Source organism: Crateriforma spongiae (assembly GCF_012290005.1).
In the GTDB taxonomy this organism is placed as follows: domain Bacteria; phylum Planctomycetota; class Planctomycetia; order Pirellulales; family Pirellulaceae; genus Crateriforma; species Crateriforma spongiae.
On sequence record NZ_JAAXMS010000004.1, the window covers coordinates 465,238 to 482,655 of the forward strand.

The 17,418-nt window shown below is 57.2% G+C and carries 14 protein-coding genes; 8 read left to right on the forward strand and 6 right to left on the reverse strand.

Annotated features, from left to right (window positions below; translation table 11 throughout):
- Positions 1-68 precede the first annotated feature (68 nt).
- Both HFP54_RS13195 and HFP54_RS13200 read right to left on the reverse strand, forming a co-directional pair.
- Complete coding sequence (locus HFP54_RS13195; RefSeq protein WP_168565476.1) at positions 69-2,348, reverse strand: FAD-dependent oxidoreductase; 2,280 nt, start codon at positions 2,346-2,348, stop codon at positions 69-71.
- The gene (locus HFP54_RS13200; protein ID WP_168565477.1) at positions 2,345-4,060 is read right to left on the reverse strand and encodes a sodium:solute symporter family protein; all 1,716 of its coding nucleotides are present in this window, start codon (positions 4,058-4,060) and stop codon (positions 2,345-2,347) included. Before HFP54_RS13200 ends, HFP54_RS13195 begins: the two co-directional genes overlap by 4 nt.
- A 262-nt stretch (positions 4,061-4,322) precedes the next feature.
- Between HFP54_RS13200 and HFP54_RS13205 the strand changes: the two genes are divergently transcribed.
- Complete coding sequence (locus HFP54_RS13205) at positions 4,323-5,483, forward strand: AraC family transcriptional regulator (RefSeq protein WP_168565478.1); 1,161 nt, start codon at positions 4,323-4,325, stop codon at positions 5,481-5,483.
- Positions 5,484-5,815: 332 nt separating this feature from the next.
- On the opposite strand, the gene HFP54_RS13210 is transcribed toward HFP54_RS13205, so the two are convergent.
- The 4 genes from HFP54_RS13210 to HFP54_RS13225 form a co-directional block, all read right to left on the reverse strand.
- Complete coding sequence (locus tag HFP54_RS13210; protein ID WP_315853889.1) at positions 5,816-6,709, reverse strand: family 43 glycosylhydrolase; 894 nt, start codon at positions 6,707-6,709, stop codon at positions 5,816-5,818.
- Between the two features lie 193 nt (positions 6,710-6,902).
- Positions 6,903-7,976, reverse strand: a complete 1,074-nt coding sequence (locus tag HFP54_RS13215) for an L-rhamnose/proton symporter RhaT (protein WP_168565479.1) — start codon at positions 7,974-7,976, stop codon at positions 6,903-6,905.
- On the reverse strand, positions 7,969-8,424 hold the full coding sequence (locus HFP54_RS13220) for a MaoC family dehydratase (protein ID WP_168565480.1): 456 nt from the start codon (positions 8,422-8,424) through the stop codon (positions 7,969-7,971). Before HFP54_RS13220 ends, HFP54_RS13215 begins: the two co-directional genes overlap by 8 nt.
- A gap of 1 nt (position 8,425) precedes the next feature.
- Positions 8,426-9,220 carry an IclR family transcriptional regulator gene (locus tag HFP54_RS13225; RefSeq protein WP_168565481.1) on the reverse strand — a complete coding sequence of 265 codons (795 nt, stop codon included), beginning with the start codon at positions 9,218-9,220 and terminating at the stop codon, positions 8,426-8,428.
- A gap of 173 nt (positions 9,221-9,393) precedes the next feature.
- On the opposite strand from HFP54_RS13225, the gene HFP54_RS13230 reads away from it, so the two are divergent.
- From HFP54_RS13230 to HFP54_RS13260, 7 genes are read left to right on the forward strand one after another with little or no spacing between them, the layout of a single operon-like run.
- On the forward strand, positions 9,394-10,560 hold the full coding sequence (locus HFP54_RS13230) for an ABC transporter substrate-binding protein (RefSeq protein ID WP_168565482.1): 1,167 nt from the start codon (positions 9,394-9,396) through the stop codon (positions 10,558-10,560).
- Entirely contained in the window at positions 10,557-11,702 is a 1,146-nt protein-coding gene (locus HFP54_RS13235; RefSeq protein WP_168565483.1) for a CaiB/BaiF CoA transferase family protein, read from the forward strand. Before HFP54_RS13230 ends, HFP54_RS13235 begins: the two co-directional genes overlap by 4 nt.
- Positions 11,695-12,228: a MaoC family dehydratase gene (locus HFP54_RS13240; RefSeq protein WP_168565484.1), complete on the forward strand. Its 534-nt coding sequence runs from the start codon at positions 11,695-11,697 to the stop codon at positions 12,226-12,228. Before HFP54_RS13235 ends, HFP54_RS13240 begins: the two co-directional genes overlap by 8 nt.
- A 1-nt stretch (position 12,229) precedes the next feature.
- Positions 12,230-13,765 carry an alpha-L-fucosidase gene (locus HFP54_RS13245; protein ID WP_168565485.1) on the forward strand — a complete coding sequence of 512 codons (1,536 nt, stop codon included), beginning with the start codon at positions 12,230-12,232 and terminating at the stop codon, positions 13,763-13,765.
- Positions 13,762-14,910, forward strand: a complete 1,149-nt coding sequence (locus HFP54_RS13250) for a CaiB/BaiF CoA transferase family protein (protein WP_168565486.1) — start codon at positions 13,762-13,764, stop codon at positions 14,908-14,910. The genes HFP54_RS13245 and HFP54_RS13250 overlap by 4 nt, the downstream gene beginning before the upstream one ends.
- Positions 14,911-14,962: 52 nt before the next feature.
- Entirely contained in the window at positions 14,963-16,210 is a 1,248-nt protein-coding gene (locus tag HFP54_RS13255; RefSeq protein ID WP_168565487.1) for an extracellular solute-binding protein, read from the forward strand.
- Between the two features lie 2 nt (positions 16,211-16,212).
- Positions 16,213-17,292: a Gfo/Idh/MocA family protein gene (locus tag HFP54_RS13260; RefSeq protein ID WP_168565637.1), complete on the forward strand. Its 1,080-nt coding sequence runs from the start codon at positions 16,213-16,215 to the stop codon at positions 17,290-17,292.
- Positions 17,293-17,418: the final 126 nt, after the last annotated feature.

Sequence of the window (17,418 nt, forward strand, 5' to 3'; positions counted from 1 at the left end):
AATTGATTGAGGTGGGAAGACTGGAGTCAGTCGGCTGAAGTCAAGTTGGCGGTCAATCAAACAGTCGGTCACTCGAACACGCGGACGCGAAACACGCTGACGGGAATGCCGTTGTCGGTTCCGCTGACTTCGATCTTCAGCCCGCGGGTTTGCGTCGCGGGAAACGTCAGCTCGCAACGTGTTTGGTGGTTGTCGTAACGCTCGGCCAAGCAACGCCCCGAGTCATCCATCACACGAATGTTCGCTGCACAAAACGGCATGCGTGATTCGGGATGTCCCATCAGCACCGTTTCCATCGGGTGATCCAGATCGGTGTCCAGCGCAACGACAACGCGCCGAATCGTGACCGGGTGATCCCAGGTCAAATTCAAACTCGGCGATGAATCATCCGGCGATGCCACCCAAGCGTTGATGCCCGACGTGGGACGTTCGGGCCCGGTGATGACATTGCCGGGGCCGAACCCGGACAGCGGCGGTGTGATCTGCATGGCCAGATTCTTGCCGGCGGGCCTTCGCTGCGGCAGCCAAAATTCAAAGCGTTCGACGCCGATGTCGTCCGGCGGATCTTGGACCGCCGAATTGCTGACTTTGCGTTCCAGCGTGTGGTGTACCGACAACACACCGGTCATCCGACGATCGCTGAGTGACACGGCGACATTGGGATTGGCCATCAAGCAGACAAACAGATAACGCTGCGAAGCGATCGTGATGTCAAAGTCGACTTCCACCGATTGGCGTCCAGCGTCCACCGGCAAGATGCGACTTGCCAGGACTTCGTCGGGCGTGAAGGAGTCTTCACGAGTGCAGCCGCGTAGTTCAAAGTGAATCTTGGTGGCTGTCTTCGCATCCACATGGAACTGGAATCGCGGAAGCTTGCCGGGCACGATCGGCAACAGCATCCCGATGGGACTTTCCATTGGGATCGAGTCGTCGCCTGCGGGCAAACTTTGCAATTGCAGTTCACTGCTGGCCGACACCGTCGCCTTGGTGGCCAAGTCGTCTTCATCGTCAATCTGGACGTGTGGAATGTGTTGACCGGTCCGCAGCAGTTCCTTCTGCAGCCCCCGCATCCGATCGCCATCCAGCAAATCCCTGGGAACCAAGTTGTCTCGATGGCAGATCGCCGCCGCCATACCGACGGCTTGGGCGTTGTGAGCACAGGTGGCCATGACGCGAGTCGATCCGAAAGCCAAGTGGCTGGCACTGATGATCCGGCCGGCCAGGAACAAGTTGCGAATGTTGCGGCTGTACATCGCACGGAAAGGAATCGGATAGACGCCTTTGCTGTGCCACTGATTGCAGCCCGGCAGGTCGCTGTAGACGCCATCGGACGGGTGCAGATCGACGGCCCAGCCGCCAAAACTGACCGCGTCGTCACATCGTCGTTGTTCGATGACGTCTTGCTGGATCATCATCGTGTCGCCTTCGAAACGACGACTTTCGCGTTTGCCGGGGATCTGTCCAACCCATTCCAGCGTCAACGTTTCGGCCTCGGGGAATTTGCCCGAGTTCTTCATGTAGTCCCAGACGCCGTAAACGATCTTCCACAATTCCCATTTGATCGTTTCGGTTTCGTGGACGGTATCCAGGCGTCCGCCGTACTCGATCCACCACAGCCGACAACCGTCTTGGCCGACCGCAAAGTTTCGCCAACGCGGGATGGCCGTGATGTCTTTGATCGCAAAGCTGGGCGGTACGAATCGAACCGGTCGTCCTGTGTCTTTGGTGTAGAAGTAAATCGAATGGCCCAGCAGTTGGCCGTAACTTTCGTCCGGCGCGAACTGTTCACCAAACTCTTCTTTCGTTTCCGCTCCCATGCGGAACGCGGCACCCGACATGAATCCGACGATGCCGTCACCCGACGCGTCACAGAACAACCGCGACGACACTTCGTACATCGTGCTGTTTTGGCTACAGAACGCTCGCACTGACTGAATCGTGTCGGGATCGCTCTTGGTGACATCGAACGCGGCCGTGTTCAACAGCAACGTGATGTTGGGTTCTTCGACGACCTTTTCCAACAGAATCGTGTCCAAGATCAACGGGTTTCCGTCCCTGTTGCGATACGTGTTTTCGACAAAGATCTCGTCGATCACACCGCCTTCGCGGGCCCAGCGGTTGTTGTTGCCCATGTGCGACGTCGCGCCCAACGCCCACAAGCGGACTTCGCTTGATGCGTTGCCGCCCAGCACCGGTCGGTCCTGGATCAAGACCACTTGGATACCGGCGCGTGCCGCGGTGATGGCGGCGCACACACCGGCCAATCCGCCGCCGACAACGACAAGGTCAGTTTGAATTTGCTTAACCAGAGGCGATCTGGTTTCGGCGACGGGGCCATCGGTAATCATGATGATGTGGAAATCCGTGAAAGGTGCGTGCGAGATTTGCGATGGGCGGCGTAACCGATTCCGGCAGACAAGACGATCAGTGCGCTGGCAAACCAGCCGATCGTCGCCAAGTTCTGCGTATTGACGAACAACAACGCGAACATCATCAAGCCACAGACCATCAACGCGCCCGACACGATGAAGGCGGGTGTGGGATCAAACGTCTTTTGAACGGCTTGGGGGTCGGTGTTTGCGTCGAGAGAAACGAGGGACGATTGGTGAACTCGTGACCAACCGTCCGACGTGCCCTTGGACAGCATCTGCACGACGGTCAAAACCGTGACGGGCAAGATCACGCCCACGACCACGTCGGGGTACTTGCCATAGGCGGCAAAAACTTCAGGCCAGCCGAACTTCACTGCCGCACCGGCCAAGAAACAAACGCCTGCGGTGCACCAAACGGCGGTCTGTGAAATGCGTCGGCTGAACAATCCCCAAATCGTCGGCGCCAGTAGCGGACCGACCATCAAACTTGTGATTGTCACGATCACGTCTTCGGCACCGCCCATTGCGGGAACGGCAATCGCCAACGCAATCAGGATCGCTCCCAGAACGAAGCTCATCCCGCGGCCGACACGCAACAAGTGCGGCTGATCGGATTGCGGACGCACACGTTTGTAGATGTCTTCGGTCAATACGCCGGCGAAGACGTTCAATTGCGAACTGACCATGCTGGCCGTCGCCGAAAACATGGCCGCGATCATCAAGCCCAACATGCCGATCGGCAAAACATGCTGGCACGACAACACGTACGCTTGTTCGGGATCCGCATCGGGATTGATCACGCGATAAGCCAGCGGCGGCAACAGCCACAACATCGGGCTGACCAAGTACAGAATGCCGAACAGGTATGCACTCTTTTTCGCATCACCCGCACTCGGCACGCACAAGAACCGTTGCACGAACGCCCATTCGGCACCGACCATGAAGAAGTGGATCGCCACCCATCCGGCCAGGAAGAACCACGTGTAATCGCCCGAAACAGGATTGAAAAATCCCGGCGGTGCGCGATCGATCAGCGAGCTGATTCCGCCCGCGTCCGCCACGATCAGCGGGATCATGAACAGCACGGCCAAGTTCAACACGATGAACTGTAAGACGTCGGTCATCAGGACGGCCCACAACCCACCGACCATCGTGTACAGAACGACGATGCCACCGAACACCAGGATCGCCCAAGTGATCGACAGGTTGCCGGTCGCCGGATCACGCAGCGGGTTGCCTTCGGCCAGCGGCATCAGCGCGACCAACAATACCGACAACGAATACAACGCCACCGCCACACCGACCATGCGATAGATCATCATCGACCAGGTGTAAAAATGTAGCGGGCCGACGCCGTAACGTTTTTCGATAAACTCCGCCGGTGTGCGAATCCCGATCCGCTGCCAGTGACCGGCGACGAAGTATCCGACCAGCACCGCGGCGACGCCGTAACAAAGGTTGATCATCACCGCGACGATCCCAAGCCGATACGCGATGCCACCCCAGACGACGAACGTCCCGGCGGAAAACATCGTCATGAAAGCGCTCAACCCCGACGCCCACCACGGCGATTGACCGCCTGCGGAAAACAGGTCACCGGTGTTCTTCACCTTCGCGCTCAACCCAACCCCCACGGCAAAGATGCCAAGCAGGTAGGTCAGCAGCACCAGATAATCGGTCAGTGTCATGGCGGGGATGGATCCGCTGGCGTGGCCCCGATCGGCGTGCCGCAGCACGCTGGTGATTGCGCGTCTGGACGGCTCGGGTCAACCGGTGGGCGGCAACGGGGCGGGGTGGTGGAGGCGGGAAGAATAGAAATCGTGACTGATATTGTTCCCGACGTGGTATCAAAGTCCAGGAAAAGAAAGCGCAAGAAAACTTAGAATTTGCGTCAGGTGATGTGGTAGTCTGGGCGGGGTAATGTTCCGCGTCGCTTCGCCGGCCGACACGATGCCCAAGACGAAACAAGAGAAACAGATTGCCGTGCTGGTCGATACCGCGACGGGTTGGGGCCGACGCATGGTTCGGGGCATCATCCGGTACGCTCACCAGCGTTCACACTGGCATCTTTGGATCGAAGCCCGTGGCCAAGATGAAACGCTGCACCTGCCGCCCGGTTGGTCCGGCGACGGCATTCTGGCACGCGTCGCAACGACGAAACTGGCCAGAGAACTGCAAGCCGCCAAAGTGCCGATCGTCAACGTTTCATCCATCCAGCTGGGCAGCGTCGACTTGCCGCGGGTGACCAACGACGTGGTCGGATCCGCCGAATTGGCGGTGACCCATTTCGTCGATCGAGGCCTCAAGCACTTCGGTTACTGTGGCCCGCACCGGATAGCGTGGGTTGGTCTGCACTGCGACACGTTCGTCGACAGCGTGCAGCGATCGGGCAACGATTGTCTGGTTTATCGGCCCAAGCGTGGGACGGGTACCAGTTGGGAAGCCAGGCGATCCGACATGTCGCGGTGGGTCCGGGCATTGCCAAAACCCATCGGGATACTGACTTGGGCCAACCGCATCGGACGCGAATTGATTGAGGTGTGCCGAGAATCGGGGATCTTGGTGCCCGAACAAGTCGCCGTTCTGGCCGGTGACGACGATGACTTGCTTTGCGAAACGTGCAGCCCGCCGCTGTCGGGGATCCAGGTGGATTCGGAACAGATCGGTTATCGCGCCGCTGAGGTTCTGGATCGAATGATTGACGGTCGCAAGCCGCCCAAGCGTGCGTTGCGGGTCCCGCCGCTGGGCATCCACGCACGACGATCGACGGAAGTGTTGGCGATCGATCAACCCGACTTGGCGTTGGCCGTTCGCTTCATCCGCGATCACGCTTCCGAACCGATCACCGTTGCGGATATTTTGCAAGCGGTTCCGATGTCGCGGCGTGAATTGGAACGCGAGTTTCAACGCGTGCTTGCACGCTCGCCGGCCGCAGAGATTCGTCGCGTGCATCTGGAGCGGGCCAAGGCGTTGTTGGTCGATACAGACCGCACCATCCCCGAGATCGCCGATCGTGCCGGCTTCGGTTCACCCGAATACCTGTCCCAAGTCTTCCGACGCGAATTCGGCATCACGCCACTTAAATACCGAATGCAGATCCGCGGCGGCTAGCAATCCTCTATTAAGGGGACGGGGGGAGTTTTGGGATCGTTGGGTGCGGGACGCTACTTTCGCGGAGCGAAAGGCGACGATGGACGTCCATTAAGGGGACGGGGGGAATTTTGGGACGTCCAATAAGGGGACGGGGGAAATTTTGGGATCGTTGGGTGCGGGACGCTACTTTCGCGGAGCGAAAGACGACGATGAGGCCATCGGCAATGACAGATTGGGGGTTCAGCCTTGCAGGCACGTCAAGTATGGATGCCGCAACGTCCGGCAACGTCGTATGATTCGTTTCGAAATCGTGTCCTTCCGATAGCGATGCCAGTCGCCTCTGCTACCTCTCAATGTTCGTTGTCGGGCCACTGCAATTCAAAACGTTCCAGATAAGGCAATTGATTGCCCTGGTGTTTTCCAATTTCGATTCCCCAGCTGATTCTCTCGGCCTTCAGGCTGCCAGTGAATGCATCGGGACGATACGAGCCTGCGGCACGAGGACCATCGATGACGTTGTGAGTTTTGGCGAAATGGACTCCGTCTTCGGAATGCTGAACCGAGTTTCTCAGATCTTCGGGACCCGTCACACCAATCATCGCCGCAACACCCTTGCCTTGCGGCCAGTTTAGAATTGCATGATTACCTTGAATGACCGGATTCGACTCATGCTTCTGGTAGGGACCTTGAGGCGACCGAGCGACTGCCAATCCCATTTTTGTCTCGTGAGGTGATTTCCCGAATTGGCGACCCTTGTAATAGAGGAAGATTTTTCCGTTTCGGATCATCGCGCAGGAATCGTCAATCAACAGGCTGTCAAAGTCGTCTTTATTATCGCTGTTGCGTAGAATCGGATTGTTGCCCAGTTTCTGCCAAGGTCCATCGGGCGAATCGGCAACGGCCAAGCCAATTTTCGAATCGGGCATTCCTTGCTGAAACGGATGCGAGGTGCCCGTGTAGAACAGCCAATAGCGATCTTCGGCGATTAGGATTCCAGGTGTGAACACACTGCCATAGTCCCAGGCTCCCGCTTCTCCTTTGCCGATCGCTTGTCCTTGCTCCGTCCAATCGATTCCATCGGATGAGGTCGCATACCAGACCGTTGCGTTATAGCCCGATTTGATCGGGCCTTTGGAGTACCAAATGTAGTAGCGTTCATTCACTCGGATGATGTCGCTAGGGTCGCGGCGACAAACGCCCTCCTGCATGCCGATACCCGAAACTGGGGTTCGTTTGACGGTCACTGTAGGGAAATCTTGAGCACTGGCGAGCGAGGTGCAAAAGGCGCACAACAAAAGTGAAATGAGAGTGATGGGATTCACTTTGTTTCCTGCAGATCTGAGCGATTCAAGACTGTTGCATTCTTGTCCATGGCGGGCGCTACTTTCGCGGGCGAAAAGGCGACGGATGACGAAGCGCTGGTTTGCTGTTGATCGATCAGTGTACCGGTGTTTGCTGGCCCAGGTAGTTGCCGTAGGTGATGACGAGCGTCGATGCGACGATGATCAGCATCCCGATGTGCAGGATCCGTTTGGAGAGCTTGCCGGCGTTTTCCCATTCACGGAACACCGTGCCGAAAATGTTGCTGAATAAAATCAGCATCGACATGTGCAGCCCCCAACTGGTGAACCCGTACGTATCGCCCATGTTGGCATGCCCCATGCCATAAAAGAAGAACTGGAAATACCAGAACGTCCCGCTCAGTAGTGCCATCAAGTAATAGAACGCCAGCTTGCCGCTACCTTGGTCGGGCAAGCGGAACAACTGGGACCCGGTGCGGTTACGGCGAAACAAAAACACGCACCAAACGAAGTTGGTCAAGAACGCGCCGCCGTTGGAGAACGGATAGATTGCGTTCATCTTCATCAAGTCGTTGGCTCCGGCGTCCAACGCGGCTTTTTCGATCGGCTGGCCGGCGAGCAGCGCGAAGTTGAACACCGCCGACAGCGTTCCCGCGATGATTGCCAACGGAACGCCCGTCTTGAAAGAGAACTGTGATGGCACGTCGCCTTGCGATTTTTCACGAAGCGCACCGGCCCAACCACAAAAGAAGATTCCGACCAATGACAAAAGGATGCCCGCCAGAACAATCTGCCCGGGCAGGGTCGAAAACTTGTCAAAGATCAACCACACGAATCCTTCGTTTGGCGTCCAGATCAGTGGAAAGATCGTGCCCAAGCCAGCCGAGATGCCGATCGCGATCGCGTAATTCAATGAAAACCCGATGTAGCGAATGCCCAGTCCGAACGTCAGCCCGCCGACGCCATAGAACGCGCCCAGTGTGAACGATTTCAGCATCGCGTCGGTGGGGCTGGCCGCCAGCACGTCCATATAATTTGGGATCGTCAGGAAAGCGCCGACGACGGGCAAGATCAGCCAGGCAAAGGTGGCCTGCGAAATCCAATAGCTTTCCCACGCCCAAAGCTTGGTCTTTTTTTGTGGGGTGTAACAACTGGACGACGAAAGAGCGCCGATGCTGTGCAGAGCGGCGCCGATGACCGGGTCAGCCATTCTCGGTCGCCTTCTTGCTGACGATCAAAAGATGGTCGCACACCAGAACGGTTTCGCCGTGCTGGTTCTGTACGTCCAGGTGTTCGGTCACGATGCCAACGTTGTCGCGTTTCTTGTGGTCCTTCTTTTCGGAAATCGTGACCACCGTATGTAGCGTGTCACCGATGAAAACCGGTTTGATGAACCGCAGTCGGTCATAGCCATAGCTCATGCCGTGCGGGTTGACGACCACGGCGGTCAGTCCGACGCCAACGGAAAACGTCAGCGTGCCGTGCACGATACGTTGCCCAAAGTCCTGGGTCTCGCACCACTGGGCGTCCATGTGATGGGGAAAGAAGTCGCCGGTCTGGCCCGCGTGCAACACGATGTCGGCTTCGGTGATGGTGCGTCCCAGCGTCGTCCGGGAATCACCCACCTGGTAGTCTTCGTAAAAGATCTCCTGGAACACGTCACATGCCTTTCAAAAGGGTGGTGATTTGGGATGCCGCATCTTGGATGGTGGGCAGCAAATCGGTTTTGATTTCGGTCTTGCTTCGTTTCTGGATGCAGGGAACGGCCAAGACCGCGTTTTCACCCAGCCAAGCGTCTTCCAGCAAAACGTCGACGCCCAAGACGCCGGGTGTCAGACGGCTGGGGACGGTCATGAACTTCTTTCGCTGGAGCGACAGCAATTGCTGCTTGAGTTCGGTTTGTTGTGTCTTGTTCAGAGCTTGGAAATCGCTCAGCCCTGTCAGCCAGCCGTCGCGGATAGACGCCGGCAAATGAGCCAACAGCATCTTGCCGGCGGTCGTGTCGATCAGGCTGTAAGTCGTGTCTTCGCTGACGTTCAGCGAATGCATGTGTGGGCTGGGTTGGTTGTAAATCACACGCACACGATCGCCTTCGCGGATCGACAGGTGGCATGATTCACCGACCCGTCGAGCCAACGCTTGCATCGGAGCCATGGCTAGTTCGCGAAACCGCACATGAGCCGGGCAAGTGTGGGCCAAGCGGTACAACCGCATGGTCGGGCTGTAGCCGCTGGTTTCGGGATCCCGTTGGACATAGCCACGTTGTTCCAAGCAGTTCAGTAGCCGAAAGACCGAGCTGACCGGACGCTGCATGCGGCCCGCGATGGTCTTCTGCGACAGCGGCAGGGGCGAATCCATCAGCAGTTCCAACAGGTCCAAACCCTGTTCGAACGCGGGCACGCTGTACTTGGCCGGTTCCGGCTTGGCGGCGGTGGGAGGGGCGGATTCCTGCACGTTCTGGGTTTCCCTAGGTGAATCAAAGATTCACAGTTTAAAAACGTGTCTTGACCGGCGTCAACGGACCGGCTTCAATATACGGAAATAAAATTCCACCCAAGGAAAAGGGGTTCGGGGCTGCGAGAAGGCAATCCGGGCCCGCAAAGCCAACAACTGAGACTGTCACGGTCATGTCTGAGTCGCCGATTCTGTTGAAAGGGATCACCTGGAACCACACTCGTGGTTTTGTGCCGATGATCGCCGCGGCGCAGCGGTTCGGTGAACTGAATCCGGGGGTGACGATCCAGTGGCAGAAGCGTTCGTTACAAGAATTCGCTGACCAGCCGCTGGGAGACTTGGCCGCACGGTTTGATCTGTTGGTGATCGATCACCCTTGGGCGGGCTTCGCCGCACGGCACGGAATCCTGACGTCGCTGGAAGACGTCATGCCGGCGGACTTCTTGGTCGATCAAGCCGCCAATTCGGTCGGGGTGTCACACGGCAGTTATCGTTACGCCGATCGCCAGTGGGCTTTGGCAATCGACGCTGCCACGCCGGTAGCTTCGTGGCGACCGGATCTGCTGCAGCGGCACGATTCGTCGGTACCTCGGACGTGGGACGACTTGCTTGATTTGGCCAAACGTGGCTTGGTCGCCATGCCGGGTATTCCGCAAGACACGTTGATGAACTTTTACATGCTGTGTTGTGTACCGGGATCCGATCTGTGTGAATCACCGGATGTGGTGGTCAACGAAGACTTGGGCGTGCGAGCACTTGAACAGTTGCGTGAGTTGGCGTCGTTGATGCCGTCGGTGACCTTCGATTGGAATCCCATCCAAGTCTACGAAGCGATGACGCAAGGCGACGACATCGCCTATTGTCCGTTCGCGTACGGGTACAGCAACTACAGTCGTGCCGGTTACGCCCGCCGGTTGTTGCATTTCGGCGACGTCGTTTCGATGGACGGCGATCCGTTGCGGACAACGTTGGGCGGTACGGGTTTGGCGATTTCCAGCCAATGCCGACACATGGACGTCGCTGCGCTGTTTGCACAGATGGTTGCCGAGCCGGATTACCAACGGACACAGTACGTCGAAAACGGCGGGCAACCGGGGCATCGCAGTGCTTGGACCGATCCGGAAAACAACCGACGCACATGCGACTACTTTGCCAACACGTTGCCCTGCTTGGATCGGGCGTATTTGCGTCCTCGATTCTACGGCAGCCTTCGTTTCCAAGACCGCGATGGTGGCGGGGCGCCAATCCGACGGTACTTGATCGACGGTGGTGACCCGAAGGCCGTATTGCAGACGTTGAACGAAATGTATCGCGACTGCAGAGAGGTTGTGGCGTCATGATGCGTCCATTGGAAGGGCTGGTTGTCTTGGAGTTTTGCCAGTACCTGGCGGGGCCGTGGGCCGGGCTAAGGCTGGCCGACATGGGAGCCCAGGTGATCAAGGTCGAACGACCGGGAACCGGCGAAGCGTGCCGCAGTTTGGCGACCAAAAACTTGATGGTCGGCGGTGACAGCCTGGTCTTTCACACGATCAATCGCGGAAAGCAATCCTTTGCGGCCAACTTGAAAGACCCTGATGATTTGCAGCAGGTGAAGCAGTTGGTCAAGCGGGCCGACGTGATGACGCACAACTTCCGACCCGGCGTGATGAATAAGTTGGGCTTGGATTATGACGTCGTCCGGCAGTTGAACCCGCGGATTGTTTATGGCGAGGTGTCGGGGTACGGCAAAGAAGGGCCGTGGCGAGACAAGCCGGGTCAGGATTTGTTGGCTCAATCGATGACGGGGCTGATGTATTTGAACGGTCGTCGTGACAGTCCGCCGGTTCCGATTGGCGTTGCCGCAGCCGACGCGATTTGCGGCGTGCATTTCGCACAAGGGTTGCTGGCCGCGTTGGTGCGGCGGGGGAAAACGGGGCAGGGTGCTTTGGTCGAAGTCAGCTTGGTGGAATCGACCATCGACATGCAGTTCGAAGCGTTGACGACGTACCTGAACGATGGCCACCGTTTGCCAAACCGCAGCCACGGGTTTGCCGCGCATCCGTACCAGGGGCCGCCTTATGGTGTGTACCCGACCGCCGATGGTTACCTGGCATTAGCGATGGGATCGCTGCCAAAGTTGGCCGTTCAGTTGCAATTGCCACAGCTGAAGCAGTTTGTCGACAGCAGGTCGGGTTTTCAGCATGCCGACGCGATCCGTGACTTGATCGCCGATCGGCTTGCCCGGCACTGTACCGATGACTGGTTGGAACAATTGGAAGCGGCGGACGTTTGGTGCGCCGAGGTGTTGACCTACGAACAACTGCGGCAGCGTGACGGGTACCGTGTTCTGCAGATGGAACAGCAGGTTCAGCGGGACAACGCATCGGTGCGGACGCTGCGATGTCCGATCCGAATCGACGGCCAGCGATTGTTCTGTGGTTCGGCGGCGCCTGTTGTGGGTGCCGACAACGACACGCTGACCCGGGAATTGCAAGATGCCTGAATCAACGCCTGTCGCCGTCCATCATCAGATCCCCATGCACCACGTGGAGGACTGGATGTATGAAGATTTCCAGGTCGGCGACAAACGTCGCTCGATCTCGCGGACGATCTCCGAAGGCGAGGCGATGATGTTCAACGCGATGGTGTTGGACATGCATCCCTACGTCGCCGACCAACCGTTCGCCGAATCGGACGGCAACTTTGGAAAACGCTTGGTGGCCGGGTCGCAGGTCTTCAGCTATGGGCTGGGGCTGATGGCCAACAACAACGTCCACACCTTCAGCTACGGCTATGACAAACTGCGGTTCATCAAGCCCGTCTTTATCGGCGACACGATTTACACCATCCGCACGCACCTTTCGAAACGTCCCAAGTACGAATCGATGGGATTGGTGGTGGTCAGCTATGAGAATTTCAAGACGCCGGGCGATGGTGTGTCGGGCGACTTGGTTTTGTACGCCGAGCATTTGCAGACCGTGAAGTATCGTGATCCATCCCAGTGGACAGACCAAATCGAAAAGAAGTGATATGAAGACGTTAGTGACGACTTTGTCGATCTCCGTTGTGACGGTTCTGGCATTCCTGTCGATGTCGCCGGCCACTGCGGACGAACCGGCCGGCGGACCGTTCCAGCCGACTTGGGAATCACTGGAAGCTTACGAGTGTCCGGAGTGGTTTCGTGATGCAAAGTTCGGCATCTATGCACACTGGGGTGTCTATTCTGCACCCAGCGGCAAGACCAACACCGATTGGTATGGCCGCAACATGTACAAGACCGGACACCCGAACAACGTTGAACATCTGGAACGATTCGGTGACCTGAAGGAGTTTGGGTACAAGGATTTCGTTCCAATGCTGACGGCGGAAAAGTTCGACGCCGACCAGTGGGTGGACCTGTACGTCCAGGCCGGTGCACGGTTCGCCGGACCGGTGGGCGAGCATGCCGACGGGTTTTCGATGTGGGATTCCAAGGTGAATCCATGGAACGCGGCACAGATGGGACCACACCGTGACGTGGTGGCGGAGATGAAGGCGGCGGTGGAGAAACGCGACTTGAAATTCTTGGTCAGTATGCACCATTCATGGCACTGGGGTTGGTTCCCGACGTGGGATCAAAACACTGACGCATCGGATCCGAAGTTCGCTTCGTTGTATGGCCCGAAAATGAACTCGATCGAGGTCCAGGCTCGGTCGTTGCCATACGGATCGGATTCCAATAAGTCGACCTATCCGATGCCGTCGGACGTGTTCGAACGCACTTGGTTGGAAAAGGTCAATGAAGTCGTCACGGGTTATTCACCGGACATGTTGTGGTTCGACAACCGCATGCAGATCCTTTCGGAATCGGTGCGACAAAAGATGGTTGCCTGCTTTTACAACCATGCGCTGTCCCAAGGCCAGCAGCCCGTACTGACCTATAAACGTCCCGACTTGGCAATCGGGACTGCCACGGTCGATTTGGAACGCAGCCGGATGCCCGATGTCTATCCTGATCCCTGGCTGACTGACACTTCGATTTCACCATCGACTTGGTCGTACGCGTCGGACATGAAATTGTATTCGGCCGATCGGATCGTCGACGACCTGGTCGATATCGTCAGCAAGAATGGATGCATGTTGCTGAACATCGCGCCCGCACCGGATGGCACGATCCCGTCGGATCAACAACAGGTGTTGCGCGACATTGGCGATTGGTTGCGAATCAACGGCGAAGCGATTTATGGATCGCGGCCGTGGTTGATGTTTGGCGAAGGCCCAACGTCGACGCCGGTGGGGCACCTGGCTGACGTGAAGTTCAACGGTTTCGGCAGCAAGGACATTCGCTACACGACCAACCATGGCAATCTTTATGCCATCGCGTTGGATCGACCGGCCGAAGGTGAAAAGGTGCAGATCGTATGGCTGGGGTCATCGACCTATCGTGGGGAAATCACCGACGTCACCTTGGTGGGACATGAGGGAAAAATCCAGTGGGAACGCACCAAGGACGGACTGAAGATTCAGATCCCCGAGAAGACCGAATGCAAGTACGCCTATGTCTTCAAAATCGGACGTGAATCATGAGGCCGTTGGAAGACATTCTGGTCATTGATCTCAGTCAGTTCTTGTCCGGTCCGTCGGCAAGTTTGCGGCTGGCGGATTTGGGTGCTCGGGTGATCAAAGTCGAACGTCCGGCGACCGGCGACATCTGCCGTCACCTGTACGTTTCTGACTGTGAGATTGATGGCGAATCGACGATCTTTCATGCGATCAATCGTAACAAGGAAGGCTACGTTGCGGATCTGAAAGACGCCGGAGATCTTGCCAAGGTCCGGCAACTGATTTCGAAAGCCGATGTGGTGCTGCACAACTTTCGGCCCGGTGTGATCGACCGACTTGGGTTGGACTACGCCAGCGTGAAAGCCATCAATCCCGGCATCGTCTATGGCGAAATCAGCGGCTATGGCAAAGAAGGGCCATGGAAATCCAAACCGGGGCAGGACTTGCTGGCCCAATCCTTATCCGGCATGACGTGGCTTAGCGGTAACGCCGACGACGGCCCGGTTCCGGTCGGTGTTGCGATTGCGGACATCTGGGCCGGCGCGTTGTTGGTGACCGGTGTTTTGGCTTGTCTGGTCCGGCGATCGATTCGTGGCGAAGGTGGTTTGGTGGAAGTCAACATGCTGGAAGCGATGTTGGATTATCAATTCGAACCGCTGACCGTGCATCTTCAAGACGGTTCGCAACCCGAACGGACCGCCACGAACAACGCACACGCGTTGCTGGGGGCACCGTACGGCGTCTACCAAACCGCGGACGGATACTTGGCGTTGGCGATGGGCAGCATCGTTCAGTTGGGTGAACTGTTGGATTGCCAAGAGCTGACACGGTACACCGATCCGAAAAGCTGGTATGACCAGCGGGACGAGATCAAACAAATCTTGGTCGACCGCCTGGTCACACGACGGACCGCGGATTGGTTGGCGATCCTTGAACCGGCAGACATCTGGTGTGCCGAGGTGTTGAACTGGGATCGTCTGATGCACTCCGAAGGTTTCCAGGTTTTGGACATGACCCAGCAAGTCACCCGCGGCAACGGAACCGGTTATCAAACCACGTGCTGTCCGATTCGCATTGATGGCCAGCGTCTCAAGGCGGCACGCGGGTCCTGTGATCTGGGCGAACACAACGAATCCATCGATCGCGAACTTGCGATTGCCGGTGGATGATCGCCGGCTGAACGAATTTTCCGATCCCCACCGGACATTCCAGGCAAAGCAAGTGACTTCGGAACGACAAGACGTGTTGCGAATTGCGGTTCGACGCTTCGAACCCTTTGAGCGTTCGATCGCGCAGATGTGGTCCGCGTTCTGTGCATCGACCGGATGTACCATGCGGATCGAAGCGGTGCCGTTGGACTTGCATCCACTGTACGAGGCGACGCTGGGCGGTGGCGGGCTATCAAACGGCGACTGGGACATCGCCCAGATGACGACCGACTGGATTGCCGAAGCGCAGGCGGCCGGCGCGTTGATGAACCTGCGGCCGATGATCGAAGCGAACCCGCCGGAAGATTTTCCCGATGGCTGGTCAACGTCGATGTTGGGCTTTCAAGACTTTGGCGATTCCATCGTCGGATTGCCGTTTCATGACGGTCCGGAATGCTTGATCTATCGCAAGGACTTGTTTGAAGACGACGGCAACCGTGATCGCTATTTCAAGCGGACCGGTCGCGAATTGGCGGTGCCGGCGACGTGGGACGACTTTCACCAAGTCGCACGTTTTCTGACCGATCCAAAGCGGAATCAGTACGGAACCGTGGTGGCAGGATTCCCCGATGGTCATAACACGGTATTTGATTTCGCGCTTCACGTTTGGACACGTGGCGGTGAACTGGTGGATCCGGCGACCAACCGAGTGATCGTGGATTCGCCGGCGGCCCATCGTGGGATGCGTTTCTATCGCGAACTGTTGCAGGATACGACCGCCATTCATCCCGATTGCCGGGACCTCGATTCGGTGAAATCGGGGCTGGCCTTCGCACGGGGCGAAGTCGCGATGATGGTGAATTGGTTTGGCTTCGCATCGATGAGCGAAGTCGTGGATGAAAGCGTGGTCAAAGGAAAGGTCGACTTGGCCCCAATCCCACACGATCCTGATGGTTCGTCGGCTTCATTGAACTGTTATTGGCTGCACACGATCCGGGCGGGGTCAATGCATGCATCGGTTGCCTACGATTTCATTCGGTTCATGGTCAATCGTAAAAACGACAAACGGTTGACGTTGAATGGTGGAACGGGATGTCGCAGGAGCACTTGGTGTGATGCAGACGTGAATGGCCAAGTCCCGTATTACCATCGTCTGGAATCGCTGCATGAATTTGCCCGCACATTGCCGCGATTGGCCAACTGGTCGCAATTGGCCGCCGTCATCGATGACTTGGTCATTCAAGCAATGAATTCGGAAAAGCCGGTCGAGCAAATCACGGCTCTCGCACAGTCTCGCATCGATGAAATTCAAGGATCATGATGATGGACATTCAATACAAGCCCGAACTGCCCGAAAGCGGACGTCCGATCATCATTCTTGGCGCCGGTGGGATCGTCAAAGACGCCCATTTGCCCGCGTACCGCCAAGCCGGTTTTCAAGTACACGGCATCTACAATCGAACCATCGCGAAGGCGCAAGACTTGGCGGATCAATATGGGATCCCCAATGTCTACACGTCGGTGCAACAAGCGGTCGCCGACGCGCCGGAATCGGTCGTCTGGGATCTGGCCCTGATGCCGCCGCAATTTGTCGACGTGATGAATCAGTTGCCCGATGGGTCACACGTGTTGATCCAGAAACCGATGGGCGATTCGTGGGAACAGACCCAAGCGATTCGCGATGTCTGTCAGCGCAAAGGGCACAACGCGGCGATCAATTGCCAGTTGCGGTTTGCACCGTTCGTGCTGGCGACGCGTTGGTTGATGCAGCAAGGATTGCTGGGGGAACTGCATCACATGGAAGTGCATGTGGAGGTTTTCACGCCCTGGCACCTGTTCCCCCACATTCATCCGTTGCCGCGTGTGGAGATCCAGCAGCACAGCATTCACTATGTCGATTTGATTCGGTCGTTTTTTGGGGACCCCGAAAAGGTGTACGCGCGGACGGTGAAGCATCCCAAGCAGCGCGAATTGGCGTCGACTCGCAGCACGATCATGATGGACTATGGTGACGAAATCCAAGCCACGATTTTGACCAATCACGGTTACGATTTCGGACTGCACAATCAACAAAGCTATATCAAATGGGAGGGAACCCGCGGGGCGGTCAAAGCGAAGATGGGATTGCTGATGAACTATCCTGACGGCGTACCGGATCAGTTCGAAATCTGTTTGTTGAAAGACGATCAGCCGCCGAAATGGGAGACCATTGCTTTGGAAGGATCTTGGTTTCCGGAGGCCTTCATCGGAACCATGGCATCGGTCCAGCGTCACGCCGAAGGCAGTTGCGATGTCATGCCCACGGGGATCGACGATGTCATGCGCACCAGGGCCTGTGTCGAAGCCGCCTATGAATCGAACGACACCGGCGGATGCGTCGTCGACTACGCCGCGGCAAAATGATCCACTTTTTGGCGGTGGTTGACGCTCATTGCTGGATCAGAACGGCCGCGAAGGTGTTGAGGTTTCATCTGGGGACACGACTCTCTTCAGCGACTCAACAGCACAACTTTCGACATGCCTTATCTC